General features: G+C 67.6%; 20 protein-coding genes. 12 read left to right on the forward strand and 8 right to left on the reverse strand.

Features of this window, described 5'->3' with window-relative positions:
- Window positions 1–94 precede the first annotated feature (94 nt).
- Window positions 95–1,306: a radical SAM family heme chaperone HemW gene (hemW, locus tag ACYQ7X_RS04425; RefSeq protein ID WP_459696014.1), complete on the forward strand. Its 1,212-nt coding sequence runs from the start codon at window positions 95–97 to the stop codon at window positions 1,304–1,306.
- Here hemW and ACYQ7X_RS04430 read toward each other — a convergent pair whose 3' ends face one another.
- Window positions 1,307–2,377, reverse strand: a complete 1,071-nt coding sequence (locus ACYQ7X_RS04430; protein ID WP_459695639.1) for a calcium:cation antiporter — start codon at window positions 2,375–2,377, stop codon at window positions 1,307–1,309.
- 51 nt (window positions 2,378–2,428) lie between these two features.
- Window positions 2,429–3,412, reverse strand: a complete 984-nt coding sequence (locus ACYQ7X_RS04435) for a DMT family transporter (protein ID WP_459695640.1) — start codon at window positions 3,410–3,412, stop codon at window positions 2,429–2,431.
- Between the two features lie 106 nt (window positions 3,413–3,518).
- Between ACYQ7X_RS04435 and hrcA the strand changes: the two genes are divergently transcribed.
- Complete coding sequence (hrcA, locus tag ACYQ7X_RS04440; RefSeq protein ID WP_459695642.1) at window positions 3,519–4,598, forward strand: heat-inducible transcriptional repressor HrcA; 1,080 nt, start codon at window positions 3,519–3,521, stop codon at window positions 4,596–4,598.
- 73 nt (window positions 4,599–4,671) lie between these two features.
- Here the strand turns inward: hrcA and ACYQ7X_RS04445 are convergent, their stop codons facing one another.
- Entirely contained in the window at window positions 4,672–5,328 is a 657-nt protein-coding gene (locus ACYQ7X_RS04445; protein ID WP_459695643.1) for a glutathione S-transferase family protein, read from the reverse strand.
- Between ACYQ7X_RS04445 and ACYQ7X_RS04450 the strand changes: the two genes are divergently transcribed.
- Window positions 5,327–6,718 (forward strand): polyhydroxyalkanoate depolymerase, encoded by a 1,392-nt coding sequence (locus tag ACYQ7X_RS04450; RefSeq protein ID WP_459695644.1) that lies wholly within the window; start codon window positions 5,327–5,329, stop codon window positions 6,716–6,718. The two genes, ACYQ7X_RS04445 and ACYQ7X_RS04450, sit on opposite strands and share 2 nt — an antisense overlap.
- 131 nt (window positions 6,719–6,849) lie before the next feature.
- Here the strand turns inward: ACYQ7X_RS04450 and ACYQ7X_RS04455 are convergent, their stop codons facing one another.
- The 3 genes from ACYQ7X_RS04455 to rsmI all read right to left on the reverse strand — a co-directional run bounded on the left by ACYQ7X_RS04455 (window position 6,850) and on the right by rsmI (window position 11,634).
- Entirely contained in the window at window positions 6,850–9,681 is a 2,832-nt protein-coding gene (locus tag ACYQ7X_RS04455) for a cellulase family glycosylhydrolase (RefSeq protein ID WP_459695645.1), read from the reverse strand.
- A 64-nt stretch (window positions 9,682–9,745) separates the two neighbouring features.
- A complete protein-coding gene (locus ACYQ7X_RS04460) occupies window positions 9,746–10,729 on the reverse strand; it encodes a LysR family transcriptional regulator (RefSeq protein WP_459695646.1) in 984 nt (327 codons plus the stop codon).
- A 74-nt stretch (window positions 10,730–10,803) separates the two neighbouring features.
- Window positions 10,804–11,634: a 16S rRNA (cytidine(1402)-2'-O)-methyltransferase gene (gene rsmI / locus ACYQ7X_RS04465; protein WP_459696016.1), complete on the reverse strand. Its 831-nt coding sequence runs from the start codon at window positions 11,632–11,634 to the stop codon at window positions 10,804–10,806.
- Between the two features lie 221 nt (window positions 11,635–11,855).
- Here rsmI and ACYQ7X_RS04470 point away from each other — a divergent pair, with 221 nt between their 5' ends.
- The 5 genes from ACYQ7X_RS04470 to dnaJ all read left to right on the forward strand — a co-directional run bounded on the left by ACYQ7X_RS04470 (window position 11,856) and on the right by dnaJ (window position 18,481).
- A complete protein-coding gene (locus ACYQ7X_RS04470) occupies window positions 11,856–12,974 on the forward strand; it encodes a penicillin-binding protein activator (RefSeq protein ID WP_459695647.1) in 1,119 nt (372 codons plus the stop codon).
- A 45-nt stretch (window positions 12,975–13,019) separates the two neighbouring features.
- The gene (locus ACYQ7X_RS04475; RefSeq protein WP_459695648.1) at window positions 13,020–14,351 is read left to right on the forward strand and encodes a sensor histidine kinase; all 1,332 of its coding nucleotides are present in this window, start codon (window positions 13,020–13,022) and stop codon (window positions 14,349–14,351) included.
- A 151-nt stretch (window positions 14,352–14,502) separates the two neighbouring features.
- Window positions 14,503–15,075: a nucleotide exchange factor GrpE gene (locus ACYQ7X_RS04480; RefSeq protein ID WP_459695649.1), complete on the forward strand. Its 573-nt coding sequence runs from the start codon at window positions 14,503–14,505 to the stop codon at window positions 15,073–15,075.
- A gap of 167 nt (window positions 15,076–15,242) precedes the next feature.
- Window positions 15,243–17,177 carry a molecular chaperone DnaK gene (gene dnaK / locus ACYQ7X_RS04485; protein ID WP_459695650.1) on the forward strand — a complete coding sequence of 645 codons (1,935 nt, stop codon included), beginning with the start codon at window positions 15,243–15,245 and terminating at the stop codon, window positions 17,175–17,177.
- Window positions 17,178–17,335: 158 nt separating this feature from the next.
- Complete coding sequence (gene dnaJ / locus ACYQ7X_RS04490; RefSeq protein ID WP_459695651.1) at window positions 17,336–18,481, forward strand: molecular chaperone DnaJ; 1,146 nt, start codon at window positions 17,336–17,338, stop codon at window positions 18,479–18,481.
- 57 nt (window positions 18,482–18,538) lie between these two features.
- On the opposite strand, the gene ACYQ7X_RS04495 is transcribed toward dnaJ, so the two are convergent.
- The gene (locus tag ACYQ7X_RS04495) at window positions 18,539–19,969 is read right to left on the reverse strand and encodes an aldehyde dehydrogenase family protein (protein WP_459695652.1); all 1,431 of its coding nucleotides are present in this window, start codon (window positions 19,967–19,969) and stop codon (window positions 18,539–18,541) included.
- A gap of 106 nt (window positions 19,970–20,075) precedes the next feature.
- Here ACYQ7X_RS04495 and ACYQ7X_RS04500 point away from each other — a divergent pair, with 106 nt between their 5' ends.
- The 3 genes from ACYQ7X_RS04500 to ACYQ7X_RS04510 all read left to right on the forward strand — a co-directional run bounded on the left by ACYQ7X_RS04500 (window position 20,076) and on the right by ACYQ7X_RS04510 (window position 24,924).
- A complete protein-coding gene (locus tag ACYQ7X_RS04500; RefSeq protein ID WP_459695653.1) occupies window positions 20,076–21,482 on the forward strand; it encodes an FAD-binding oxidoreductase in 1,407 nt (468 codons plus the stop codon).
- Window positions 21,483–21,621: 139 nt separating this feature from the next.
- Window positions 21,622–23,217 (forward strand): isocitrate lyase, encoded by a 1,596-nt coding sequence (locus ACYQ7X_RS04505; protein ID WP_459695654.1) that lies wholly within the window; start codon window positions 21,622–21,624, stop codon window positions 23,215–23,217.
- Window positions 23,218–23,301: 84 nt separating this feature from the next.
- The gene (locus tag ACYQ7X_RS04510; RefSeq protein ID WP_459695655.1) at window positions 23,302–24,924 is read left to right on the forward strand and encodes an ABC-F family ATP-binding cassette domain-containing protein; all 1,623 of its coding nucleotides are present in this window, start codon (window positions 23,302–23,304) and stop codon (window positions 24,922–24,924) included.
- 59 nt (window positions 24,925–24,983) lie between these two features.
- Here the strand turns inward: ACYQ7X_RS04510 and ACYQ7X_RS04515 are convergent, their stop codons facing one another.
- Window positions 24,984–25,931, reverse strand: coding sequence for an AraC family transcriptional regulator (locus tag ACYQ7X_RS04515; RefSeq protein ID WP_459695656.1), 948 nt, complete (start codon window positions 25,929–25,931; stop codon window positions 24,984–24,986).
- Window positions 25,932–26,036: 105 nt separating this feature from the next.
- Here ACYQ7X_RS04515 and ACYQ7X_RS04520 point away from each other — a divergent pair, with 105 nt between their 5' ends.
- Complete coding sequence (locus ACYQ7X_RS04520; protein ID WP_459695657.1) at window positions 26,037–26,987, forward strand: NAD-dependent epimerase/dehydratase family protein; 951 nt, start codon at window positions 26,037–26,039, stop codon at window positions 26,985–26,987.
- The last annotated feature ends 1 nt before the right edge of the window (window position 26,988 follow it).

Here is a 26,988-nt window from a genome sequence, read left to right on the forward strand (position 1 = left end):
CTTTGTCCCCCTCCGCTTGTGTCTCTCCTATCTGGGGAGGATCGCGCCCATGTCGATTGGCAGGCGGCGGCTTCTGGCCTAGCGAGGGGTCATGATGCGCGAGACCGACCCTCCCGCCGCGGCCGCGCCGCCGGCCGAAGACCGCCCGCCAGCCGCGGCGGAGCCGCTCGCGCTCTATATCCACTGGCCCTTCTGCCTCGCCAAATGCCCCTATTGCGACTTCAACAGCCATGTGCGGCCGGTGATGCCGGAAGCCCGCTTCGGCGCCGCCCTGCTCACGGAGCTCGCCTTCGAGGCGGCGCGCCTCGGGCCCCGGCCGCTCCGCTCCATCTTCTTCGGCGGCGGCACGCCGAGCCTGATGGCGCCCGAGACGGTCGGCCGGCTGATCGCCGCGGCGCGGGCGTATTTCCCGCCCGAGGATGATCTCGAAATCACCCTCGAAGCCAACCCGACCAGTATCGAGGCCGGGCGCTTCGCGGCCTATCGCGCGGCCGGCGTCAACCGCATCTCGATCGGGGTGCAAAGCCTGGACGAGGGCGATCTGCGCCGTCTCGGCCGGCAGCATTCGGCGGCCCAGGCGATCGCCGCGCTGGAACTCGGGCGGCGGCTCTTCCCGCGCCTCTCCTTCGATCTGATCTATGCGCGGCCCGGGCAGACGGAAACCGCCTGGCGGGCGGAGCTCGGCGAAGCGCTGGCGCTCGCGGCCGATCACCTCTCACTCTACCAGCTGACGATCGAGCCCGGCACGGTCTATGAGGGCTTGCATCGGCGCGGCGAGATCACCCTCCCGGAAGAGGAACTGTCGGCGCGGCTCTATGAGCTGACGGCGGAGGAAGCGGCCCGCCATGGCCTCTTCGGCTACGAGGTTTCGAACTATGCGCGGCCCGGCTCGGAAAGCCGCCATAACCTCGCCTATTGGCGCTACGGCGATTACGCCGGCATCGGCCCGGGCGCGCATGGTCGCCTCTCCCTCGGCGGCCGGCGGATCGCCACCCGCCGGCATCGCGCGCCCGAAGTCTGGGCCGAACGGGTGGAGCGGCATGGCCACGGCGGCGGGCCGGAGAGCGAGATCAGCCCGGCCGATCAGGCGCGGGAGATGCTGATCATGGGCTTGCGGCTGGCCGAGGGCATCTCCGCCCGCCGCTTCGCCGAGCGCACCGGCCTTCCCCTCGCCGCGGCGATCGACCCCGCGATCCGCGCCGCCGCCATCGCCGAAGGCTACCTCACCGCCGAGGACGACCGCCTGGCCGCGACGGCCGAGGGCCGGCTCAGGCTCGATTCCCTGCTGGCTGCGCTGGTGCTCTGATCACGGCACGATCGCGAAGAAGAGAAAGACGACGAAGACGACGAGGTGGATGGCGCCTTGCAGGATGGAGGTGCGCCCGGTCGCTACGGTCAGCGTGCTCAGCAGCAGCGTGAGCATGAGCAGGACCATCTCCTTCGGATCGAGTCCGAGCGCCAGCGGCTGGTGGATGAGGATGGAGAGCGTGGCGACCACCGGGATCGTCAGCCCGATGCTCGCGATCGCGGAGCCGAAGGCGAGGTTGAAGCTCGTTTGCAGCTGATTGCGCCGCGCCGCGCGGGTGGCGGCGAGGCTTTCCGGCAGCAGAACGACGGCGGCGATGACGACGCCGACCACCGATTCCGGCGCGCCGGACTGCGCGACCACCGCCTCCACCGTGGGCGAGAGCGCCTTCGCCATGCCGACCACGGCGACGAGCGAGACGAGGAGGAGGCCGAGGCTCGCCAGCGTTTGCGGCAGGTTCGGCGGCGGCACGTCGTGCATATCCTCAAGCTCGTTCTCGGGCAGGAAATAGGCGCGGTGCCGCACCGTCTGCACGAAGACGAAGACCCCATAGAGCACGAGCGAGGTGACGCCGACGAACTGCAGTTGCAGATCGTTGAAGCTCGCCCCCGGCGCGCGGGTATAGTTGGGCAGCACCATGGTCAGTACCGAGAGCGCGACGAGCACGGCGAGCGCGCCATTGGTGCCCCGGATGCGGAAGCCCTGCTCGCCATGGCGCATGGCACCGATCATCATGCAGAGGCCGACGACGCCGGTGCCGACGATCATGACGGCGGAAAACACCGTATCCCGCGCCAGCGTCGCCTTTTCGCTGCCGCCGCCGAGCATGACCGAAACGATCAGCGCCACCTCGATGATGGTGACGGCGACGGCGAGCACCAGCGTGCCGAAGGGCTCGCCCACCTTATGGGCGATGACCTCGGCATAATGTACCGCGGCAAAGACCGCGCCGCCGAGGGCGATGATGAACAAGGGCAGCATCAGGCCGCTGATCGGCACCAGCACCTTCACCCCGATCAGCACCCAGGCCAGCAGCGGGAAGGCCCAACTCCACCAGGGGATGACTTTCATGCGGTCCTCTCCGAAGCATTTGATCCTTCGAAGCCTGATCCGCGGGACGGGTCAATCGCTGTTCTGTGGCAAGGCACGGGCAGGGCGCAATTCGCTCAAGACGACGAGCGCGCCGCTGAACAGAATGACGGCGGCACCGAGGAAGACGCCGAGCGCCGGCACATCGCCGAAGATTGCGTAGCCGAAGACGAAGCTCCAGAGCAGGCCGCTGAACTCCATCGGCGCGATGAGGCTTGCCTGCGCGAACTGCACGCTGCGGATGAGGAGAAGCTGCGCGAGGGTCGAGATGAAGCCGAGGCCGAGCATCATGAGAAGCGCATGCAGGTCGGGCGTTTTCCAGATGAAGGGCAGCGCCACTCCGCAGCCGATGAAGAAGCAGAGGGCGATGACGAAGACCTGGTCCCAGCCGCGGAGTTCGCGCGAGATCCGGCGCATCAGGATCATCGCGAAGGCCCAGAGCACGGCGGCCGTCGCGGCGCAAAGCGCGGGCAGCAGCGGCCCGCCGCCGCGCGGATCGGCGGCAAGGGCGACGCCGAGGAAGCCGAGCGCCAAGGCGAGCCAGCGGAGCCGCGGCACGCGCTCGCCCAGCATCGGCCCGGCGAGCACCGCGATCAGCAGCGGGCTCGCAAAATAGATGGTGATGAGCTTGGCGAGGCCGAGATAGCGGGCAGAGGAGTAATAGAGCAGCCAGGCGACGAAGGTGAGCCCCGCGCGGGTAAGCAGCTTGCCGCGCATCGGCGAGAAGAGGCCGCGGGTCACGACCCCTCTGCCGCCGAGGGAGAGGCAGAGGATGAGCACCGTGAGGCTGCGGAGGAAGAGGATCTCGGGCGCCGCGAAGCGGGCGACGAGCAGCTTCACCAGCGCATCGTGCAGGGCAAAGCAGAAATAGGCGGTGAGGGCGAGCAGAAGCCCGGCCGCTGCCGGGTTGCGGCCGAGCCTTGCCCGCGTCTGGCCGAACGTCTGAGATAGGCGCATGGTCCTTGCCGTCTGCCGCGTCATCGCATCCCCTGGAGCGATGATTTGCATGAAACGCATGCCGAGCAGGACCATTCTTGCCGCATGGCTGAGGCGTTTGCTCTCATACGGGCGGGGCGGCCGTGCGGCTGCCGCCGGTTGAGGTTTTGTGGGAAGGGTCACCGAGATGGATCGAAACGGCCGCGCACCACTTCTCTCGTCCTCCGGCCTGCTGCCGCAGGGGCTCGACAGCCGCTCGGCGGCGGTCTTGCGGGAGATCGTGGAACAATATGTCGAAACGGGGGAGCCGGTGGGCAGCCGCACCCTCTCCCGCCGCCTGCCGCTCACCCTTTCGCCGGCGACGATCCGCAACGTCATGGCCGATCTCACCGAGGCCGGCCTGCTCTACGCGCCGCATACCTCGGCGGGGCGCCTGCCGACCGATCGCGGGCTGCGCCTCTTCGTCGATGGTCTGCTGCAATTCGGCGATCTGGCGGAGGAGGAGCGCGAGGCGATCGACGCCGCGCTGTCGAGCCATGGGCGGAGCCTGCAGGACACCCTGGCCGAGGCCTCCGCCCTGCTCTCCGGCCTCTCCTCGGCAGCCGGCCTTGTTCTCGCCCCCAAGGCGGAGGGCAATATCAAGCATATCGAATTCGTCCCCCTCGCCTCCGGCCGGGCGCTGGTGGTGCTCGTCTCCTCCGAAGGCCAGGTGGAGAACCGGGTGATCGACATTCCGGCCGGCGTGCCGCCCTCGGCCCTGCAGGAGGCGAGCAACTACCTCAACGCCCGGCTCCAGGGCCGGACACTGGCCGATTTCCGCCGGGTGATGGCGGAAGAGATCGTGCGGGACCGCACGACGCTCGACGAGCTAGCCGCCGGCATCATCGAGACCGGGCTTGCCACCTGGGGCGGCGAGGGGCGGGGCGGCAATCTCATCGTGCGTGGGCAGAGCCGGCTGCTCGCCGATGTCAACCAGATCGAGAAGCTTGCCTCGATCCAGATGCTGTTCGAGCGGCTGGAGGCGCAGGAGACCATGCTGCGGCTGCTCGAACTGGCCGAGACCTCGGACGGGGTGCGCATCTTCATCGGCGCGGAGAGCGGCCTGTTCGGCTCGGCCGGGGTTTCGATGATCGTCGCCCCGGCACGCGGGGCGAGCAACCGCATCGTCGGCGCGATCGGCGTGATCGGCCCGACCCGCATCAATTATGGCCGGGTTATCCCGGTGGTGGATTACACCGCCCGCGTCGTCGGCCGCTTGCTCGGCTGAGGCCCGAAGGCGCGGGCCCAAGGGGCGCGGCTACCCCCACGCCCGGCGGTATGCTAAGGCTCGACGCCCCCGGCTAGAATTCGACTTCCAGTTCGGAGATCTCTTGAGGCTCCTCTTTCGCCGCCGCGACCCATTCGGCCATATCCGGCCAGGCCATGATGTCCTGGCAGTAGCGGGCGGCGCGCGGGTTGAGCGCCACGCCATAGGTTAGGAAACGAGTGACGACCGGCGCATACATCGCATCCGCGACCGTGAGGCGCGCGCCGAAGAGATACGGCCCGTTCCAGGTTGCGAAGCATTCCTCCCAGATCGTCAGGATGCGGTCGATATCGGCGCGCGCGGCGGACCAGATCGGAATCCCCGGCCGATCGGCATGCAGATTCATCGGTAGCGCGGAGCGGAGGGCGGCGAAGCCGGAATGCATCTCGCCGCTGATCGCCCTGCAGCGCGCCCGCGCATGTCGGTCATGCGGTAGCATCTGGGCAGAAGGGCGTAGCTCATTCAGATATTCAGCGATCGCCAGCGTATCCCATATGGAGATATCGCCATGGATGAGCGTCGGGACCAGAATGGACGACGAGCGGAGAAGAAGCTCGGCCCGCGCGGCCGGATCTTCGGGATCGACATACTCTTCCCGGAAGGGCAGGCCTGACAGGCGGGTGATGAGCCATCCCCTGAGACACCAGGAGGAATAGTTCTTGCTGCTGATGAGAAGTGTGGCTTCGGCCATGGATGGTATCCTGTCTCCGGGTGACAGGCATGCATTCTATCAGAGCCTTGGCCTGCTGCGTACTCCGCAGGCGGAGATTCCTGCCGAACCCCGCCAATCCCTGTTCTATGAAATGGCCAAGCCGGCGGCGGGGCTGCCGGGCTCGGATATGCTCGCCGCCCTCGGCACGCCGATGCTCTATCAGCTCTACCAGGCCCAGGCCGATCTGCTGGAGCCCGCGCGCCGGATGGCACGCTTCGCCTCCGCCCTGCTCGATCAGGCGATGCTCAAGCCGCCCGAGGCGCTGGGGCTGCGCGGCGCCGCGGCGGCCGCCGAAGGTTTCTGGCGCACCGCCATCACCCATGATCGTCCGGCATTCGATATCCAGCCGGTAGTAGTGGGCAACGGGCCAGTGGCGATCCATGAGGAGGTGGTGATGGGCACCCCCTTCTGCGACCTCGTGCATTTCCGGAAGGAAAGTGCGGTCCGTCAGCCGCGGGTGCTGGTGGTGGCGCCGATGTCGGGGCATTTCGCCACCCTTTTGCGCAATACCGTGCAGACCCTGCTGGCGGACCACGATGTTTTCATCACCGATTGGAAGAATGCGCGGGATGTGCCGCTCTCGGCCGGCGCCTTCACCTTCGAGGATTATACGGACCATGTGATCCGCCAGCTGGAGGCGATCGGCCCGGGCGGCCATGTGCTCGCCGTCTGCCAACCGGCGGTGCCGGTGCTGGCTGCCGTCTCTGTCATGGCGCGGCAAGGCAATATCGCGACACCGCGCAGCATGACGCTGATGGCCGGCCCGATCGACACGCGGGTCGCCGCGACCAGGGTGAATCTGCTTGCCCAGGAAAAGCCGATCGACTGGTTCGAGAACAATGTCATCGGGATCGTGCCCTGGCGCTACAAGGGGGCGAACCGCCGCGTCTATCCGGGCTTCCTGCAGCTCAGCGCCTTCGTCTCGATGAATTTCGATCGCCACCTCCGCGCCGAGATCCTGCAGGCCCGCGCGATCGTCGGCGGAGACGAGATCCGCGCCGACATGCACCGCCGCTTCTATGACGAGTATCGTGCGGTGATGGATCTGCCCGCCGAATTCTTCCTCGAAACCGTCGAGCGCATCTTCCAGAAGCACGAATTGCCGCTCGGCCGCCTCATGCATCGGGGTGAGCGGGTCGATCCCTCCGCCATCCGCCGCACCATGGTGCTGACGGTCGAAGGCGAGCGGGATGATATCTGCGGCATCGGCCAGACCATGTCGGCGCTCGATCTCTGCTCCGGGCTGCCGGCGACCATGAAGCAGCATCATCTGCAGACCAATGTCGGCCATTACGGCGTCTTCAGCGGCAGCCATTGGGCGCGGGAGATCTACCCGAAGGTGCGCGCCGTCATCGAGATGAGCAATTGATCCGCGAAGGCAGAGCCTGATCCCGCCTCGGTCGCAGATCGCCAAGCGCGGGCATTGACCCGCGCTGCCAGCCGCGGGGCGATCGCCCCCCGGCGCGACCGTAAGCCGATCGGCCCGGCCAGGACGCCGCCTCAGCTATGGACGAAAACCGCGCTGAGCGGGTTGGTGCTGACGCCCGAGGCCTGAAAGCCGAAGCTGACCGAGGCGCCCGGCGCGATCGGGCCGTTATAAGCCGCATTGCCGAGCAGATAGGAACCGCCGCCCTGCTTGATCGTCATCGCGTTCCAGAGATTGGTGATGGCGTTCGGCGTTGTCAGCTCTACCTCCCAGGCGGATAGCGCCTGGGAGGTATCGTTCGTCACCGTCACATTCTCGATGAAGCCGCCGGCCCAGCTTTGCGAGACCGTCGGGGTGACGACCACCGCGCCGCCGCCGACCGGCGCCGGGGTTCCGCCGCCGGTCGTGATTGTTCCGCCATTGTTGACCGATGCGGGCAGGAGCGTCGCGGTCGCCGTCTCGTTGGCGAGGCTCGCCCCCACCGGGCTGCTGAGCGAGAGGAAGAAGTTGAGGGAGGAGGTGGCCGTGCTATTGCCCAGGAGGTCGGCCGAGACGATCGCCGTCGTCGTGCCGGGCGCGAAGGTCACGGTGCCCGATTCCCCCACGTAATCAACCCCTGCCTTGGCGGTGCCATCCTCGGTCTGGAATTTGACCGTTACCGCGGATGTCGAGGGCGCGGATAGCTTCACCAGGAAATCGACGGCGCTCGGGCTTGCCGTAGTCGTCGCGGATCCGGAATGATAGAGTGCGGGCGTGATCGCATCCATCTTCGTGTAATCAACCGTCGTCCAATCATTGTTGAGGATGCCGCCCGTGTCGCCCGAGGTCGGGTTCCAATCCCAATAGGCCCAGGAGATCCCTTGTGCCCCGCCGACGCCGCCGGGGCTGTTGATATAGTTGACGAGTTGCTTGATCCACTGCTGGTCGCTGGTCGATTGCAGGGTCGAGCCAAATTCGCCCAGAAAGACCGGGGCGATGCCATCCTGGTAGATATAGCCCCAGTTCTGGTTCCACACGGAGGGGAGGTTGTCCGGATAGTTCGCCGCCTGGAACCAGGATTGGTCATAGACAGAGGAGGGATAATCGTGCGGCGAATAGACGAGCTTGCCCGGGTCCGAGAGCACGATCGGATGGCTGGCGACGCCCATGAGATTGCCGCCCCACCAGGTGCTCTGGCCGCCATAGGTCTGGATGCCTTCGACCATGATGAGCCAGTTCGGGTTGACGGCCTGGATCGCATCTCCTGCCTGTGTCGCCGCCGCCGCCCAGTCGTTGGCGCTACCATCCCCCCAGCTCGCCGCGCCATGCGGCTCGTCGAGCAGATCGGCGCCGATGATGGTGGAATTGCCGGCGTAATGCTGCGCCAGCATCGTCCAGGTATTCACCCAGTCCTGGGCCGTATAGCCGCCGTCGTACCAAAGCCCGTCGCCGTTCGGGCCGGAGCCCGCGGCGCTGCGATGATCGTCGAGGATGATCTTAAGGCCGATCTGGCTCGCATAGCTTACGATCTTGTCCATGATCTGCAGACCATCGAGCCCCTGCAGATCCGGATTGAGGGTATAGTTGATGCCGCTCGGCGTGCTGCCAGGATCGAAGAGTTGCAGCGAGAAGGGCAGGCGGATGGCGTTGAAGCCGAGGGACTTCATCTGGCTCATCATCGCCTGGTAGTTTCGCGCCCAGAGCCCCTGCGGGGCGTAGGAATTCGTCTCAAGCCCATACCAGTTGATCGCCGCGATCTTGACCGGCGTGCCATCGGCCGAGACGATCTGATTGCCGCTCGTGCTGAGGAAGCCGGCGGGCAGCAGCGTGCTGCCGGAGGCGCTCGTCGTGGTCGTCGTTTCCGTCACGCTGACATTGCCGACGCTGATCGAGGGCATGCTGCCCGTGCTCGATTGTGCCGGATCGATGATGGTGCCCGTGCCGGTGCCGCCGGCGATGGTGGCGCCGGCGGGGTTGGAGAGCAGCAGCGCAAAGGATTTCGTCCCCGCCGTGCCGGGTTCGGTCGGCACCGTCACTTGCGCGGTCGTGCTGCCGGGGGCGAAGGTCAGCGTGCCGCTTGCCGCCGTGTAGTCGGTGCCGGCCTTGGCCGTGCCGTCGGCCGTCGTATAGACGACCGAGACCGGGCTCGTGGAGGCGGCGGAGAGGCTGACGGTGAAAGTTTCCGAGACCGGCGTGCTGCCGTTCTCCGTCACGCTCGCATTGCCGACAGCGAGGGTCGGCAAGGGGTTGATGATCGTGCCCGTCGCTGTGCCGGCCGCGATGGTGGCGCCCGCGGCGCCGGAAAGCTGCACGCCGAAGGCGTCGGTGCCGGTGCCGGCGGCGCTCGTCGGCACGGTGATCGTGGCGGTTGTGCTGCCCGGGGCGAAGGTCAGCGTGCCGCTCTCGGCCGTGTAGTTGCTGCCGGCTTTGGCCGTGCCGTCCACGGTCTTGTAGGAGACGGTGACGGGCGCGGTGGAGGCGGCGGAGAGGCTGACGGTGAAGGTTTCGTTGGTCGTTTGCCCGGCCGTCTCCTGCACCGAGGCATCGGCGATCGAGAGGGCAGGCAGTGGTGTCGTGCCGCCGCCGCCGCTGCCGATTGTCTGCCCGTTGAAGGTATAGCCGGTCGGCAGCACCGGGTTGCCGCCCGTGGCCTGGAAGCCGAACTGCACCGATGCCCCGGGTGCGATGGTGCCGTTGTAGGGCATGTTCGCGAGCGTATAGCCGCCGCCCGCGGCATGGACGATCTGCGCATTCCAGATATTGGTGATGGCGTTGGCGAGCGGGAAGGCGATGGTCCAGTCGCTGATCGGCGTCGCGGCGGTATTGGTGATGGTAACGCCGCCAATGAAGCCCGTGCCCCAGTCGCTGGTGTCGCTGAACGTGATGCTCAACCCTGGGGTCGTTACCGTCGTGCTCGGCAGGCTCATGGCATATCCTCTGCGCTTCTGTCTGGTTCAGATCGGGCAGAATGAGATGCCTGGGCGCCTTGCGTTACTCCATTGAAACCTCTTCAGCATCCTGCTGCACGGCATCGAGCAGCGTGCTGGCGAGCCACTGCAGCCCGGCATCGGCTTCGCTGCGGCGATGCCATACCATTTCGATTTCAACATAATCTGGGCCACCCAGGAGCGGTCCGAGAAAGACCAGGCCCTGGTTCTTCGCCGCCCAGCGCGCCATGCGCCAGGGCATGGTGGCGACGAGATCGGTATCGGCCAGCATGAAGGGGAGTGCGGTGAAATGCGGCACGCTGAGCGCGACGCGCGGCTGAGGCGCCCCGGTTTCCCGCGCATGCAGGATGAGGCGCTCCATCCAGACGCGCCGCACCAGCCCGCGATCGTCCAGGAAGCCGTCGTGCCGCGCCTCTTGGTCGGCCGTCAGATCCACCACGGCGTGGGGAAACTGCGCCACACGCTCCAGCGTCAGCGGGCCTTGCGCCAGCGGATGCCCGGCACGGACGACGATGCCGCCGCTCTCGCGCAGCAGCAGGCGGCGGTGGAAATCGGCGGGCAGCTTCTCGAACCAGCCGAGCACGAGATCGACCGTGCCGGCATTGAGCAGCCGGCCGATATCGGGCCGGCTCACCGGGATGATGCGCAGATCGATCGCAGGGGCGCTCTGCCGTAGCCGCCGCACGAGGGCGGGCAGCATGAAGGTGCAGGTATAATCCCCGGCGGCGATGCGGAAGCTGCGGGCCGCCTGCTCGGGCCGGAAGGGCGGAGGCGCGAGCGCGCGTTCCAACAGGGCGAGCCCGTCCCGCACGGTGGCGGCAAGCTCCATCGCGCGCGCGGTTGGCGTCATGCCGCGCTCGTCGCGGATGAAGAGATCGTCTTTCAGCGCGAGGCGTAGCCGGCCGAGCGCATGGCTGACGGCCGATGGCGAAAGCGCCAGCTCCCCGGCTGCCTCGGTCACGCTGCGATGGCGCATCACCGCGTCGAAGACATTCAGGAGATTGAGATCAACCTGGCGAAGGCGCATCCCCGCCCGATCCTTTCGCGACGCTTGCCCCGCCATAGGGCCCGAAACGATCGGTCCTGGCAATGAGCGGCGGCTCAGCCTGCCGCGTCCATCAGAGCGAGGGCGCGGGCATAGACCTGGCGGCGGGGCAGCCCGGTTTCGGCGGCGACCCGCGCCACCGCCTCGCGCAGCCGATGCTCGGCCAGTGCCGCGCGCAGCAGCGCGTCGAGATCGGGCAGCGCCTGGGCCGCGGCACCGGCGGGGCCGAGCAGCAGGCAGATCTCGCCGCGCGGGGGATCAGCCTCCACCCCGGCGCGCAGCTCGGCGAGCGTGCCGCGCCGCACTTCCTCGAAATGCTTGGTGAGTTCGCGGGCGAGGGCGGCCGGGCGCTCCCCGAAAATGGTCGCAAGGTCGGCCAGGGTTTCCGCCACCCGGTGCGGCGCCTCGTACCAGAGGAGCGTGGCGGAGAGCCCCGCCGCCTCGGCCGCCCGCAAGGCGGCGAAGCTCGTGCGTCGCGCGGCGCCCTTGGGCGGCGGGAAGCCGAGGAAGAGGAAGGGCTGCGGCGGCAGGCCGGAGAGGATGAGCGCGGTCACCGCCGCATTCGCGCCCGGCAGCGCGGTGACGCGGAGCCCCTCGGCGATGAAGGCGCGCATCAGCCGGTAACCCGGATCGGAGACCAGAGGCGTTCCGGCATCGCTGACAAGGGCCAGTCGCTGCCCGGCACGCGCCGCCGCCAGCAGGGCCGGGATGCGCGCGTCCTCGTTATGATCGTGCAGGCTTTCCAGCCGTGCCCGCAGGCCGAGCGAAAAGAGGAGCCTCTGCGTCACCCGGCTATCTTCACAAAACACCAGATCGGCCGATCTCAAGGCAGCAATCGCGCGACTTGTCACATCCCCCAGGTTGCCGATTGGCGTGGAAATCAGCACAAGATGGGCGGAAGCGCCTTGGAGGAGTGGCCAGTCTTCAGCCGCTCGCTGCCCGAGGCCAGCCGGAGGATCGTCACGTGGGTCTAGCTCGGGCATCTGCTCTCCTGGTCGTCGTTCTCGGGCTCGCGGGGTGCGCGGCGGAGAACGGCTTGACGCCGACCACCATGGGCGGGGCGCCGACAGGCCCGCAAGCCCTGGGCTCTGCCCCGGGCTCTGCCGCCATGCCAGCCCCTGCCGGCAGCCGCATTGCGCTTCTCGCGCCGATGACCGGCGCCTATGCCCAGATGGGCTCGGATATCGTCAATGCCGTCAAGCTCGGCCTCGGCGCCGGGGCCGCCGGGACGCTCGACGTGCTCGACACCGGCAGCACGCCGCAGGGTGCGGCGGCGGCGGCGCAGAAGGCGATCAGCGATGGCGCCGGCATCATCATCGGGCCGCTGACCTATCAGGAGGCCGCGGCGGTCGGCCCCATCGCCGCGCCGGCGCATGTCGATGTGCTGTCCCTCACCTCCGATTCCTCGGTGGCGCAGCCCGGCCTCTGGCCGCTCGGCATCACGCCGAAGGAGCAGGTGCAGGCCCTGGTGGCGGCCGCCAATGCCCAGGGGCACGGCCAGATCGCCGGTCTGCTCTCGGATAGTCCGCTCGGTAGCGCCATGTCCCAGGCACTGCAGGCGGCAGCGCCGGGGGCACAGGTCTCCACCTATACGGCGGGCAGCTTCGGCGCCATGAACAGCACGCTGCGGTCGCTATCGGGCTATGCCGGGCGGCGCGGCCCGATCGACGCGCAGCTCAAGCAGCTGCGCGGCGCGCATAGCCTGGCGGCACGGCAGGAAGCGGCGCGGCTGGCACGCACGCCAATCCCGCCGCCGCCCTTCAACGCCCTGCTGGTGGACACGACCGGCAACAGCCTCGCCGAACTCGCGACGCTGCTGCCCTATTACGATGTCAATCCAGGCCCGGTGCTGATACTCGGGCCCGGGCTGTGGGCGGCCGATCCCGGGGCGGTCGCCAATGCCGGCTTGCACGGCGCGCTTTACGCCGCCCCCGATCCGCAGGCCGCGACCAGCTTCACCGCGAGCTATACCGCCGCCTATGGCGGGCCGCCCTCGGCACTGGCCGCCATCGCTTTCGATGCAGCGGCGCTGGCCCGGGTCGCGACGGCGCGGGGCAGGGTGGATCAATCCGTGATCACCAACCCCTCGGGCTTCACCGGGGCGGATGGCCTGCTGGCGCTCGGGCCGGATGGCAGCGTACGGCGTGGCCTCGCGGTGTTCCAGGTGCAGCCGGGCGGGGCGCAGATCGTGCAGCCGGCGGCGCAAAGCTTCGCGCCCGGCAGTTGAGCATGCCTGTCGCGTTCGGCACTGCGGCCGGAAAGGCCTGAGCGCGTGCTGGAGGCGTTTCGCGGCCCGCGCATCAGCCGCGGCCTCATTCTCGTTCTGGCGCTGCCGCTGGTGGGGCAGCTGGCGCTCGTCCTCGCCGGCGCGGCGCGCGCCGATATCACCGTCTGGCTCGTCGCCGCGGAGAGCCTGCTCGCCCTGCTCGCCATCTATGTCTGGCGCCAGGAGTTCGAGCGGCTCCGCCGGATCGTCGCGGGCTTGCCGACCGATCCGCCCCGCCTGCCGGAATTCGATCTCATCGGCAGCCATGTCGGCCTCTCCCAGGGGGAATCGCAGAACCGCCTCGGCCAGCTGGAGACGGCGCTCCTCGCCGAGCGCGCGATCATCGAGGAATTGCCGGAGCCGCTGCTCATCGTCACCCGCGATGGCGTGGTCCAGCGCATGAACCAGGCGGCGCGGCAGAGCCTCGGCGGGGATACGGCCGCCGTGCTGCGCCACCCGCTGCTGCGCGGGGCGATCGACAAGGCCCTGGCGCTCGGCGAGCGCCAGGCGGCTGACCTGCTTTTCGCCGCCCCCATCCCGCGCGAGATCCACGCCAGCGTGACGCCGCTCGATCCGCGGCTCTTCGAAGGGCCGCAGGCGCTCATCCTGCTGGTGGACCATACGCGCGAGCGCGCGGTGGAGCGAATGCGCGCCGATTTCGTCGCCAATGCCAGCCATGAACTGCGCACCCCGCTCGCCAGCCTGATCGGCTTCGTGGAAACCCTGCAAGGCCCGGCGCGGGACGATCCGCAGGCGCGGGAGCGTTTCCTCGAGATCATGGCGCAGCAGGCGGCGCGGATGAACCGGCTGATCGACGATCTGCTCAGCCTCTCGCGCATCGAACTCTCCGAGCATCAGCCGCCGCAGGAGAAGATCGATTTCGGGCTGCTGGTGCAGCGTGCCGTCGCCGCTTTCGAGCCGCGCATCATCGAGCGCAGGGTGCGGCTCGATCTCAGCCTCTGCGAGCTGGGGCCGGTGCCGGGCGATCCTGACCAGATGGCACAGGTGCTGTCCAACCTGCTGGACAATGCGCTGAAATACGGCCGCGAGGGCGGCTGCGTCAGCCTCACGGTGGAGCCGGCCGAAGGTGCGCCGTGGCCGAGCCGCCCCGGCATCGTTCTGAGCGTGAGCGATGATGGCGTCGGCATTCCGCGCGCGCATCTGCCGCGCCTCACCGAACGCTTCTACCGGGTGGATAAGGGACGCTCCCGCGCCGTCGGCGGCACCGGCCTCGGCCTTGCCATCGTCAAACATATCGTGAACCGCCATCGCGGCCAGCTCGTCATCAGCAGCGAGGAGGGGAAGGGCTCGCGCTTCAGCGTCTGGCTGCCACGGTGAGGCCGGAGCTCCGCGCCTGCCCAGGTCCCGCTCACCTGCCGCTACCCCCGCCGCGCGGTTGAAAGCCGGGCGTCCGATGCGTATCTGGCTGCTCGCAATTTCGTGTATCCGGCGCTTGCGCAGCGCCTTCCTCAAACCTAACTCTGGGCCCATGACCGACACCGAGCACACCGACACCCATCCCGACCACGATCCTGCCACCCAGCCCGAAACGGCCGAGCTTTCGCCGGAAGAGCGGCTCGCCCGGGTGGAAGCCGAGCGCGACGAGATGCGCGACAAGTGGATGCGCGCCGAGGCCGAGATGGCCAATCTGCGCGCCCGCACCAAGCGCGAGGTGGAGGATGCCCGCCTCTTCGCGGTGCAGAAATTCGCGCGCGACGTCGTCGAGGTCGCCGAGAACCTCAAGCGCGGTCTCACCAGCCTGCCGAACCGGGCAGAGGACGAGGCCGAGATCATCGGCAAGCTGCGGGAGGGTTTCGAAGGCATTGAGCGGAGCTTCGTCGCGACCCTTGAGCGCAACGGCGTCAAGACCGAGGACCCGACGGGCAAGCTCTTCGACCCCAACCTCCATCAGGCCATGGCGGAGCAGGAAACGGCCGAGCATCCGGCCGGCACCATCGTGCAAGCCTGGACCCAGGCCTGGACGCTGAACGGCCGCCTGCTGCGCCCGGCGATGGTGGTGGTGGCGAAAGCGCCGGCCCCGGCCGAGGGGGCCGCGGCCTGAGCTTCCGTCGGCCCCTGTGCCCGCGCGGCGCAGGGTCAGCCATTGCCTAAAAAATAGGCAGCCCAGACTTGTCTTGAACCGTCCGCGAGATTATCTAGACTATAGTGATCCCAAGGGGGGCCCCGGTGCTTCGGGCCGGCTGCCCCCGCTTATGAAGGAGTCTCAGAATGAGCAAGGTCATCGGTATCGACCTCGGCACCACCAATTCCTGCGTCGCGATCATGGAGGGCAAGGATGTCCGCGTGATCGAAAATAGCGAGGGCGCGCGCACCACCCCCTCGATGGTCGCCATCACCGACAGCGGTGAGCGCCTCGTGGGCCAGGCTGCCAAGCGCCAGGCCGTCACCAACCCGTCCAACACCTTCTACGCGGTGAAGCGCCTGATCGGCCGTCGCTACCAGGATCCGCTGGTCGCCAAGGATAAGGGCCTCGTGCCCTATGCCATCGTGCAGGGCGACAATGGCGATGCCTGGGTCGAGGCGCGCGGCCAGAAATATGCGCCGAGCCAGGTGTCCGCCTTCATCCTCACCAAGATGAAGGAAACGGCCGAAGCCTATCTGGGCGAGACCGTGACCCAGGCGGTCATCACCGTGCCGGCCTATTTCAATGACGCCCAGCGCCAGGCGACCAAGGATGCCGGCCGCATCGCCGGGCTCGACGTGCTCCGCATCATCAACGAGCCGACGGCCGCGGCGCTGGCCTATGGCATGGACAAGAAGTCCGCCGGCACCATCGCGGTGTATGATCTCGGCGGCGGCACCTTCGACGTGTCGGTCCTCGAAATCGGCGATGGCGTGTTCGAGGTGAAGAGCACCAATGGCGATACCTTCCTCGGCGGCGAGGATTTCGACCTGCGGGTGATCGACTATCTGGCCGAGGAATTCCGCCGCGAGAACGGGATCGACCTGCGGAAGGACAAGCTCGCCCTGCAGCGGCTGAAGGAAGCGGCCGAGAAGGCGAAGATCGAGCTTTCCTCCGCCAAGGAGACCGAGATAAACCTGCCCTTCATCACCGCCGATGCCTCGGGCCCCAAGCATCTCGTGCTCAAGCTCAGCCGCGCCAAGCTCGAAGCGCTGGTCGATGATCTCATCCAGCGCACGCTGGAGCCCTGCCGCGCGGCGCTCAAGGATGCCGGCGTCACGGCGGGCGAGGTGGATGAGGTGATCCTCGTCGGCGGCATGACCCGCATGCCCAAGGTGATCGAGGCGGTGAAGCAGTTCTTCGGCCGCGAGCCCGCCCGCAACGTGAACCCCGATGAGGTGGTGGCGATCGGCGCCGCCGTTCAGGGCGCGGTGCTGCGGGGCGATGTGAAGGACGTGCTGCTGCTCGACGTGACGCCGCTCTCCCTCGGCATCGAGACGCTCGGCGGGGTCTTCACCCGCCTGATCGACCGCAATACGACGATCCCGACCAAGAAGAGCCAGACCTTCTCGACCGCCGATGACAACCAGACCGCGGTCACCATCAAGGTCTTCCAGGGCGAGCGTGAAATGGCGGCCGATAACAAGCTACTCGGCCAGTTCGATCTCGTCGGCCTGCCGCCTGCGCCGCGTGGCGTGCCGCAGGTGGAAGTCACCTTCGATATCGACGCGAACGGCATCGTTTCCGTCTCGGCCAAGGATAAGGCGACCGGCAAGGAGCAGCAGATCCGCATCCAGGCCTCGGGCGGCCTGTCGGACGCCGATATCCAGAAGATGGTGCAGGAGGCGGAGGCCAATGCCGCGGCCGATAAGGAGCGGCGCGCCTTCGTCGAGAGCCGCAATCAGGTCGAGAGCCTTATCCATCAGACCGAGAAGACCCTCTCGGAAGGTGGGGAGAAGATCTCGGCGCAGGATAAGGGCGAGGCGGAAAGCGCCATCGCCGCTGCCCGCACCGCGCTCGAAGGCCAGGACAAGGCGGCGGTGGATGCCGCCGGCGAACGGCTGACGCAGATCGCCATGCGCATCGGCGAGGCGATGTACAAGGCCCAGCAGGCCGAGGGCGGCGCGCAAGCCGGCGCGGCGCCGGGTGCGGGTGCCGCGGGCGGCGCCACCGGGCCGAATGGCGAGCGGGTGGTGGATGCCGAGTTCGAGGAAGTGGACGACAAGAAGAAGTCGGCCTGATCCGCTGATGAAGGAAACGGCCGCAAGGCCGCGTGGTTGAGGGGGACGCCTGTGCTTCGCAAGAGGCGCAGGCGTCTTCTTTGCATAAGGGTTGGCCCGGGGGCGGCATTCCAAGGCGCGGAAGCCAGCCTTTGCCGGTGCAGGGCTGAGGGCGATCGATGGCGAAGAACGACTATTACGCGACGCTCGGCGTCGCGCGCGAGGCAAGTGCGGATGAGCTGAAGAAGGCTTATCGCAAGCTCGCGATGCAATACCATCCGGACCGCAATCCCGGAGACAAGCAGGCAGAGGCCAAGTTCAAGGAAGTGAACGAGGCCTATGAGGTGCTGAAGGACGATCAGAAGCGCGCGGCCTATGATCGCTTCGGCCATGCCGCGTTCGAGAATGGCGGCGGCGGCCCGGGCGGCTTCGACTTTTCGGGCGCGGGCGGCCTGGGCGATATCTTCGACCAGATGTTCGGCGATTTCATGGGCCGGCGCGGCGGCGGTGGCGGCGGCCGGGCGACCCGGATGGGGGCCGATCTCCGTGCCGATATCACCATCAGCCTGTCAGACGCCTTTTTCGGCACCAAGCGGGAGATCCGCTTCCATACCCGGGTGAATTGCGAGGCCTGCGACGGCACCGGTTCCGAGGGCAAGGACCGCAGCGCGAGCGATACCTGCACCACCTGTGGCGGCATGGGCAAGGTGCGGGCGCAGCAAGGCTTCTTCCTGGTGGAGCGCAGCTGCCCGACCTGCGGCGGCACCGGCCGCGTCATTCGCAACCCGTGCCGGGTCTGCCACGGCGCCGCCACCGTCCCGCGGGAGCGGACGCTCAACGTCACCATTCCCGCAGGCGTCGAGGATGGCACGCGCATCCGCCTCTCCGGCGAGGGCGAGGCGGCAGGCGTGGGCGGCCAGCCGGGCGATCTCTACGTCAATATCGGCATCAGCCCGCACGAGATCTTCCAGCGCGAAGGGGCGACCGTGCTGTGCCGCGTGCCGCTCCGCATTTCCCAGGCCGCCTTGGGCGGGGAGATCGAAGTGCCGGTGATCGACGGGTCACGGGCTAAGGTGAAGATCCCGGCCGGCACTCAGTCGGGCGAACAGTTCCGCCTGCGCGGCAAGGGCTTCTCGGTTCTGCGCAGCCAGGCGCGTGGCGATATGTATATCCAGGTGGCGGTGGAGACGCCGCGCCATCTCACGCGCCGGCAGCGCGAACTCCTTGAAGAATTCGAGCAGGAGGCGACCGACCACGCCAAGGGCAGCCCCGAATCCGAGGGCTTCTTCGCCAAGGTGAAGGAATTCTTCGACGGGAAGGCCTGAGCGCCGCGCGGCGGTTGGCCGGCCGAGGAGGGCGCCGCGCGGCGCCCTCTCCGCCGGTCAGGCTGCCCCGTATCCCACCACGCCCTTGATCTCGGTGAAATCGTCGAGACCCCAATGGGACCATTCGCGCCCATTGCCGGATTGCTTATAGCCGCCGAAGGGGGCGGCCATGTTGGTGGGCGGCGTATTGATGTAGAGCGTGCCGGCGCGGATGCGGGCCGCGACCTCCCGGGCGCGGGCGAGATCGCCGCCCTGTACGTAGCCCGCCAGGCCATAGACGGTATTGTTCGCTTCCGCGACCGCCTCTTCCTCCGAATCATAGGGCATGATCGAAAGCACCGGCCCGAAGATCTCCTCGCGCGCGATGCGCATCTCGGGCCGCACATTGGCGAAGATCGTCGGCCGCACGTAATAGCCGCGGGAGAGGCCATCCGGCAGGCCAGGCCCGCCCACCACGAGATCGGCCCCCTCCGCGATGCCGGAGCGGATGAGATCCTGGATCTTATCGAATTGCAGCTTGCTCACCACCGGCCCGAGGTTGGAATTCTCGCTGCGCGGATCGCCCACCGTCACGTTGCGGGCGGCGGCGCGGGCAAGCTCCACCACCTCGGCCTGGCGCGCGCGCGGCACCAGCATGCGTGAGGGCGCGTTGCAGCTTTGGCCGCTGTTGTTGAACATATGCGCGACCCCGGCCGGCACGGCGCGGGCGAAATCCGCATCTTCGAGCAGGATATTGGGCGATTTGCCGCCGAGTTCCTGATGCACGCGCTTGACGGTTTCGGCCGCCGCCTTGGCAACCAGGATGCCCGCGCGGGTGGAGCCGGTGAAGGACATCATATCTACCTCCGGATGCGCCGAAAGCGCGGCCCCGGCTTCGGCCCCGGTTCCGTTCACCATGTTATAGACGCCCTTCGGCACGCCGGCGGCATGCATGATCTCGGAGAAGATGATGCCGGTGACAGGCGCGATCTCGGAGGGTTTCAGCACCATGGTGCAGCCGGCGGCGATGGCCGGCGCCACCTTGCAGGTGATCTGGTTGAGCGGCCAGTTCCAGGGCGTGATCATGCCGACGACACCCACCGGCTCGCGCCGGATCTGCATATCCCCCTGCATCTCGGTGAAGCGGTAGCTTCCCATCACGCGGATCATCTCGCGCAGATGTGCCTGGCCGCTCCATACTTGCGAACGCCGGGCGAAGGCGAGCGGGGCGCCCATCTCCTGCATTGTCGCCTGGGCGAGATCCTCGTAGCGCTTGTCGAATTCGGCGAGGATCGCCTCCAGCAGTTCGCGCCGCTCGGCCGGGCTCGTGCGCGCGAAGGCATCGAAGGCGCGCCGGGCGGCCATCACCGCGCGGTCGATATCGGCAGCACCGCCGCCCGAAATCTGGGTGAAAGCTTCCTCGGTCGACGGGTCGATAACCTCGATCGGGTTCGGCGCCAGGGGCCCGACCCAGGCACCGTCGATATAGAACTGCAGGTGATGGCTCATGCCGAGGCTCCGCTGCTGGACGGGAGGGGAAGCCGATCATCGTCCCTGAGGGCCGATCCCGCAACACCCGCGCCATGAGCGGCGGGCGCTGGGCAGGCGGCGCGCTTTGCGCGACACTCCCGCCATGCGCACCGATCTCATCCAGAGCCTCCTTGCCGAAGCCGCCGCCTTCATGGGCTCCCGCATCACCGCCAATGACAGTCTGCGGGAGCAGCACAGCCATGGCGAAGGCTCCTACCCGCCGGGGATGCCCGACCTCGTGGCCTTTCCCGAAACGACGGAGGAGGTCTCTCGCCTCGTCGCACTCGCCCATGCGCGGGGGCTGCCGGTCATCGCCTTCGGCACCGGCACCTCGCTCGAAGGGCACGTCAACGCCGTCGCCGGCGGCCTCACCATCGATCTCTCGCGCATGGACCGTATCCTCGAACTGAACCCCGAGGATATGGATTGCCGGATCGAGGCCGGGCTCGTGCGCAGCAAGCTCAATGAATATCTGCGTGATCAGGGGCTCTTCATGCCGATCGACCCCGGGGCTGATGCCTCGCTCGGCGGTATGGCGGCAACCCGCGCCTCCGGCACCAATGCCGTGCGCTATGGGACGATCCGCGAGAATGTGCTCGGCCTCACCGTGGTGCTCGCCGATGGCACGGTCATCCGCACCGGCGGGCGGGTGCGCAAATCCGCCACCGGCTACGATCTCACCCGGCTCTTCATCGGCTCGGAAGGCACGCTCGGCATCATCACCGAAATCCAGCTCAAGCTGCATCCGATACCGGAGGCGATCTCTGCCGCCACCTGCCAGTTCGCGGCAATGGAAAGCGCCGTCCGCAGCGTGATCGAGGTGATGCAGGCGGCGATCCCCCTGGCGCGCATCGAATTGCTGGACGAGGTGCAGATGCAGGCCTGCATCGCCTATTCCAAACTCTCCGGCTTCGATGCGCTGCCGAGCCTCTTCTTCGAGTTTCACGGCTCCCCCGCCGCGGTGCGCGAACAGGCCGAGGCGGTCGAGGCGATCGCGCGGGAGAACGGCGCGCAAGGCTTCGCCTGGGCGACCGATACCGAGACCCGCAATCGGCTCTGGAAGGCGCGGCACGACGCCTATTGGGCGGCCCGCGCGCTGGCGCCCACGCATGGCGCCTTCATCACCGATACTGTCGTCCCGGTCTCGAAGCTCGCCGAAGCGGTGCTCGGCGTGAAGCAGGATATCGCCGAGGCCGGGCTCCTCGCCCCGCTGGTCGGGCATGTGGGGGACGGGAATTTCCATACCGTCATTCTGGTGCCGCCGGGAGAGGAGGGCCGCGCGCGGGCCTGGGCGCTCGATCGCAAGATCGTAGCGCGTGGCCTCGCCCTTGGCGGTTCCTGCTCGGGCGAGCATGGCGTGGGCGCCGGCAAGCGGGATTTTCTGGTCGCCGAGCATGGCGAAGGGCCGCTTGCGGTGATGCGCGCGATCAAGGCGGCGCTCGACCCGAGCGGCATCCTCAACCCTGGCAAGCTGCTGCCCGAGGCGCCGTAAAAGCCTGACGCTGCCGGCCTCGGCGCGCGTAAACCCTTGACACCCCTACAACGGCGCGCGCGATTTCCATCTTCCGCAGCGCAGCACGAGAGGTTTATCGCTGGCTCCGTTACGCCCCGCATCATAACGGAACAGTCACATGTCGTATCAGGACTCGGCGGCCACCCAGCTCAACACGATCATCCAGGGCAAGCAGGGCGCCTGGGATGGCATCAGCGCCGATGCCGTCCTGCGCATGCGCTTGCAGAACCGCTTCCAGACCGGGCTCGACATCGCGCGCGCCACGGCCGCGACGATGCGGCGGGACATGGCGGCGTATGACGCCGATCCGGCGCAGTACACGCAGTCGCTCGGCGCCTGGCACGGCTTCATCGCGCAGCAGCAGATGATTTCGGTCAAGAAGCATTTCGGCTCGCTCAAGGGTCGCTATATCTATCTCTCGGGCTGGATGGTCGCCGCGCTGCGGTCGCAGTTCGGCCCGCTGCCCGATCAGTCCATGCACGAAAAGACCGCCGTGCCGGCCTTGATCGAGGAAATCTACACCTTCCTCCGCCAGGCGGATGCGCGCGAACTCGGGCTGATGTTCCGCGCGCTCGACGCTGCCCGCGCCGCCGGGGAGGATGCGCGGGCCGAGGTACTGCGGGGCCAGATCAACCGCTACGAAAGCCATGTCGTGCCGATCATCGCCGATATCGATGCGGGCTTTGGCAATGCGGAGGCGACCTATCTGCTTGCGAAGAAGATGATCGCGGCCGGTGCCTGCGCGCTGCAGATCGAAAACCAGGTGTCGGACGAGAAGCAGTGCGGCCATCAGGATGGCAAGGTGACGGTGCCGCATGACGAGTTCCTCGCCAAGGTGCGCGCCATTCGCTACGCCTTCCTCGAACTCGGCGTCGAGGATGGGATCATCGTCTGTCGCACGGATAGTCTCGGCGCCGGTCTCACCAAGCAGATCGCCTATAGCCGGACCCCGGGCGATCTCGGTGACCAATACAACAGCTTCCTCGATTGCGAGGAGGTGACGGCGGAGACGGCGGAGGATGGCGACGTGCTGATCCGCCGCGAGGGCAAGCTGATGCGCCCGAAGCGCCTGCCGAGCAACCTCTACCAATTCCGCCCCGGCACCGGCGAAGATCGTTGCGTGCTCGACTGTATCACGGCTCTTCAGAACGGTGCCGATCTGCTCTGGATCGAGACGGAGAAGCCGCATATCGCGCAGATCGCGCGCATGGTGGATCGTATCCGGGCAGCCGTGCCGAAGGCCAAGCTTGCCTATAACAACTCGCCTTCCTTCAATTGGACGCTGAATTTCCGCCAGCAGGTCTTCGATAGCTGGCGCGAGGAAGGTCAGGATGTCGCGGCCTATGATCGCGCCAAGCTCATGGATGCGGGTTATGACGAAACGCCGCTGGCCAGGGAGGCAGACGCGCGCATCCAGCGTTTCCAGCATGAGGCTGCGGTGCGGGCCGGCATCTTCCACCACCTCATCACCCTGCCGACCTATCACACGGCCGCGCTCTCCGCCGACAATCTGGCTCGGCACTATTTCGGGGAAGACGGGATGCTCGGCTATGTGCGGGATGTACAACGCGCGGAGATCCGCCAGGGCATCGCCTGTGTGAAGCACCAGAACATGGCAGGCTCGGATATCGGGGACGATCACAAGGAGTATTTCGCGGGGGAGGCGGCGCTCAAGGCCGGCGGCGCGCATAACACCATGGGCCAGTTCGGCTGAGGGCGGCTCTGAGGCGGGGGGCGGTTCCCCCGCCTTCGCACATGCGGTAAAGCCCGGGCAGCAATTGCCGCCACCCGGGACCCCATGATCCGCCTCGACAATATCAGCAAGCAGAACGGCCGACGCCTCGTCTTCATCGAGGCCTCGGCCGCTATCCAGAAGGGCGAGAAGATCGGCCTCGTCGGGCCGAACGGCGCCGGCAAGACGACGCTCTTTCGCATCGTGACCCGCCAGGAAGAGCCCGATGAGGGTCAGGTGCTGGTCGATCGCGGGGTCACGGTCGGTTTCTTCAGCCAGGATGTCGGCGAGATGGCCGGCCGCTCGGCCGTCGCCGAAGTGATGGACGGTGCGGGCGATGTGAGCAGCGTCGCCGCGGAACTCGCGGAGCTGGAGGCCGCGATGGCGGACCCCGCGCGGTTCGATGAGCTCGACACCATCCTGGAGCGTTTCGGCACGGTGCAGGCCAGGTTCGAGGAACTGGGCGGCTATGCCCTCGAATCCCGCGCGCGCGAGGTGCTGGACGGCCTGGGCTTCTCCCAGGAAATGATGGATGGCGATGTCGGCCGGCTTTCCGGCGGCTGGAAGATGCGGGTGGCGCTGGCCCGCATCCTGCTCATGCGCCCCGATGTCATGCTGCTGGACGAGCCCTCCAACCATCTCGATCTCGAAAGCCTCATCTGGCTCGAACAGTTCCTGCGCGGCTACGAGGGCGCGCTGATGATGACCTCGCATGATCGCGCCTTCATGAATCGCGTCATCAACAAGGTGATGGAGATCGACGGCGGCACCCTCACCACCTATGCCGGCGATTACGAATTCTACGAGCAGCAGCGGGCGCTGGCCGAGAAGCAGAGCCAGGCGCAGTTCGAGCGGCAGCAGGCGATGCTCGCCAAGGAGATCGCCTTCATCGAGCGTTTCAAGGCCCGCGCTTCGCATGCCGCGCAGGTGCAGAGCCGCATTAAGAAGCTCGACAAGATCGACCGTGTGGAGCCGCCCAAGCGGCGCCAGGCGCTCTCCTTCGATTTCGCCTCACCGCCGCGCTCGGGCGAGGATGTCGCCAATCTGCGTGGCGTTTCCAAGCGCTATGGCAGCCGGGTGATCTATGACGGGCTCGATCTCATGATCCGCCGGCGGGAACGCTGCTGCGTGCTTGGCGTCAACGGCGCCGGCAAATCGACGCTGCTCAAGCTGGTCGCCGGTTCGACGGAGCCCGATGCCGGCCGCGTGACGATCGGCGCCAGTGTCCGCATGGGCTATTTCGCCCAGCATGCCATGGACCTGCTGGATGGCGAGGCGACGGTTTTCGAGACGCTGGAAAGCGCCTTCCCGCGGGCCAATCAAGGCCAGCTGCGCGCGCTCGCCGGCGGCTTCGGCTTCTCGGGGGACGAGATCGACAAGCGCTGCCGCGTGCTCTCGGGCGGCGAGAAAGCCCGGCTGGTGATGGCGCTGATGCTGTTCGAACCGCCGAACTTCCTCGTCCTCGACGAGCCGACCAACCATCTCGATATCGCGACCAAGGAGATGCTGATCGCGGCGCTGCGGGAGTACGAGGGCACCATGCTCTTTGTCTCGCATGACCGGCATTTCCTCGCCGCCCTCTCCAACCGCGTGCTGGAGCTGACGCCCGATGGCGTCCATTACTACGATGGCGGCTATGCCGAATATGTCAGCCGCACCGGCCAGGAAGCGCCGGGGCTGCACAGCTGAGGCGAGATCGGGCCAGAGAGGCGGCCGCCCGGCGGCTGCCGCGGCGAAGCCCCTCATCCTCATGCGGCCTTTGGCCGAGGGGCCGCGCGGGCCGCGCCCTCGTTCGCGTGGCGAGCGTATTGGCGCGGCGGCTGGCGCATCACCCGCCTGAAGGCGGCGCTGAAGGATTTTTCCGAATCATAGCCTAGGGAGGCACCGATCTCGCCTAAGGATTGCCGCGAGGTCGTCAGCTTCTCGGCGGCCTGCAACATGCGCCAGCGCGTCAGATAGGCCATCGGGGATAGGCCGGCCATGCGCTTGAAGCGCAGGGCGAAGGCGGTGCGCGACATGCCGGCTTCGCGCGCCAGGCCCTCCACCGTCCAAGGATAGCTGGGCGCACGATGCATGGCGCCGATCGCGGCGCGCAGCCGAGGATCGGCGAGGGCGAAGAGCCAGCCGCTTTCCCCGTTCCGCTTGGCGGCGAGGTGAATACGGAGCGCCTGGACGAGGACCATCATCGCCAATTGCTGGGCGACGAGGACATCTCCCGGCAGGCCCTCCAGCAATTCCTTCCGCATGCGCTGGATGCACCAGCGCAGCATCTCGGCGTCTTCCGTCTCGCGGATATGCAGGATCGCGGGCAGCGTTTCGAGAAGCAGGTCGGCCTGCCCTTCGGAAAGGGTGAAATAGCCGCCGATGCTGAGGAAATCGCCGCCGCCGCTATAGGTCACGATACGGCCGTCCGGCACCGGCGGCAGGATCTCCTGAAGATCCACGGGCGGCACATGCAGATCGCTCGAAATTCTGAACGCCTTGCCGCGCGGCAGCAGGAAGCATTCGCCCGCGCGGATGCGCAGCGGCTCTGCCACGGTCTCGACGGAAACCCAGCAGGCGCCGGAGACGACCGCATGGAACTTGATCCCCTCATGGGCGCCGAACTGCACCGCGAACTCGCCCCCGGCATCGAACCCGCCCGAGACGTAGCTGCGCAGTTTCAGCAGGGACAAAAGCTCCGATAACGGGTCCATCTTCCAAGTTCTGAACGAATGAATACCAATCCCGGAGGATAAGGGGTGTTGCGTCCCGCGTCCAGCCTCTAGCTTGGCCCTGCGGCTTCATCTGGGGAGAGCGAGATGCGTGTTTTCGTGACCGGCGCCACGGGCTTCATCGGCTCGGCCATCCTGCGCGAGCTGATCGCCTCGGGCCACCAGGTCACCGGCCTCGCGCGCTCAGCGGAAGCGGCCGCGCGCCTGGCGGCAGCCGGCGCGTCCGCGGCGCGGGGGACGATCGGCGACCTCGCGGTTCTGCGGCGCGAGGCGGGGCGGGCGGATGGCGTGATCCACACCGCGTTCTTCCATGCGCTATCGCACATGCCGCTGGGCGCGCGCCTGCGGGTGCTGCTCGGCGGGGCGCCTTCCGGCATCGTTGGCCGTTTCGCCGCCGCGGCGGTCTCTGCCGACCAGCGGGCGCTGCAGACCATGGGGGGCGTGCTCGGCAAGGGGGCGCCGCTCATCGCGGCTTTCCCGACCATGTCGCTCAAGGCCGGGCACGTCGCGGAGGAGGATGAGATGGCGGACCCGACCTCCGTGGGTGGCGCGCGGGTGCGCTCGGAACGGACGATCCGGGAATTGGCCGAGCGCGGCCTTCGCGCGGCGATGGTGCGCTTGCCGCCGTCGGTCCATGATGAAGCGAAGCAAGGCTTGGTGACGCAGCTGATCGCGGCGGCGCGCAAGAAGCAGCGCTCGGCCTATGTCGGCGCGGGAGAGAACCGCTGGTGCGCGGTGCATCGCCTGGACGCCGCCGCCCTCTTCGTCCGCGCCCTGGAGCGTGGCGAAGCGGGCGCCGCCTATCACGCGATCGGCGAAGAGCCGATAACCATGCGCAGCATCGCCGAAACCATCGGCGCGGCGACGGGCGTTCCCGCCGCATCCCTCTCCGCGGAAGAGGCCGCCCGGCAGTTCGGCTGGCTTGCGCCTTTCGTTCGCACGGATAATCCCGTCTCCAGCCGGCTCACGCGCCAGGCGCTCGGCTGGTCACCGGTCGGGCCCGGACTTCTGGCGGACATCAGGGCGGCCAAGCTGTAAG

Source organism: Acidisoma sp. C75 (assembly GCF_054665095.1).

Bases quoted from the DNA above. Each gene is read 5' to 3' on its own strand.
- ACYQ7X_RS04445 (WP_459695643.1), bottom strand. From the start codon at position 5,328: ATGGCCGAAGCCACACTTCTCATCAGCAGCAAGAACTATTCCTCCTGG.
- ACYQ7X_RS04455 (WP_459695645.1), bottom strand. From the start codon at position 9,681: ATGAGCCTGCCGAGCACGACGGTAACGACCCCAGGGTTGAGCATCACG.
- hrcA (WP_459695642.1), top strand. From the start codon at position 3,519: ATGGATCGAAACGGCCGCGCACCACTTCTCTCGTCCTCCGGCCTGCTG.
- ACYQ7X_RS04450 (WP_459695644.1), top strand. From the start codon at position 5,327: ATGGATGGTATCCTGTCTCCGGGTGACAGGCATGCATTCTATCAGAGC.
- ACYQ7X_RS04510 (WP_459695655.1), top strand. From the start codon at position 23,302: ATGATCCGCCTCGACAATATCAGCAAGCAGAACGGCCGACGCCTCGTC.
- hemW (WP_459696014.1), top strand. From the start codon at position 95: ATGCGCGAGACCGACCCTCCCGCCGCGGCCGCGCCGCCGGCCGAAGAC.
- ACYQ7X_RS04470 (WP_459695647.1), top strand. From the start codon at position 11,856: ATGCCAGCCCCTGCCGGCAGCCGCATTGCGCTTCTCGCGCCGATGACC.
- ACYQ7X_RS04505 (WP_459695654.1), top strand. From the start codon at position 21,622: ATGTCGTATCAGGACTCGGCGGCCACCCAGCTCAACACGATCATCCAG.
- ACYQ7X_RS04435 (WP_459695640.1), bottom strand. From the start codon at position 3,412: ATGCGTTTCATGCAAATCATCGCTCCAGGGGATGCGATGACGCGGCAG.
- ACYQ7X_RS04430 (WP_459695639.1), bottom strand. From the start codon at position 2,377: ATGAAAGTCATCCCCTGGTGGAGTTGGGCCTTCCCGCTGCTGGCCTGG.
- ACYQ7X_RS04515 (WP_459695656.1), bottom strand. From the start codon at position 25,931: ATGGACCCGTTATCGGAGCTTTTGTCCCTGCTGAAACTGCGCAGCTAC.
- ACYQ7X_RS04495 (WP_459695652.1), bottom strand. From the start codon at position 19,969: ATGAGCCATCACCTGCAGTTCTATATCGACGGTGCCTGGGTCGGGCCC.
- dnaJ (WP_459695651.1), top strand. From the start codon at position 17,336: ATGGCGAAGAACGACTATTACGCGACGCTCGGCGTCGCGCGCGAGGCA.
- ACYQ7X_RS04460 (WP_459695646.1), bottom strand. From the start codon at position 10,729: ATGCGCCTTCGCCAGGTTGATCTCAATCTCCTGAATGTCTTCGACGCG.
- ACYQ7X_RS04480 (WP_459695649.1), top strand. From the start codon at position 14,503: ATGACCGACACCGAGCACACCGACACCCATCCCGACCACGATCCTGCC.
- ACYQ7X_RS04520 (WP_459695657.1), top strand. From the start codon at position 26,037: ATGCGTGTTTTCGTGACCGGCGCCACGGGCTTCATCGGCTCGGCCATC.
- dnaK (WP_459695650.1), top strand. From the start codon at position 15,243: ATGAGCAAGGTCATCGGTATCGACCTCGGCACCACCAATTCCTGCGTC.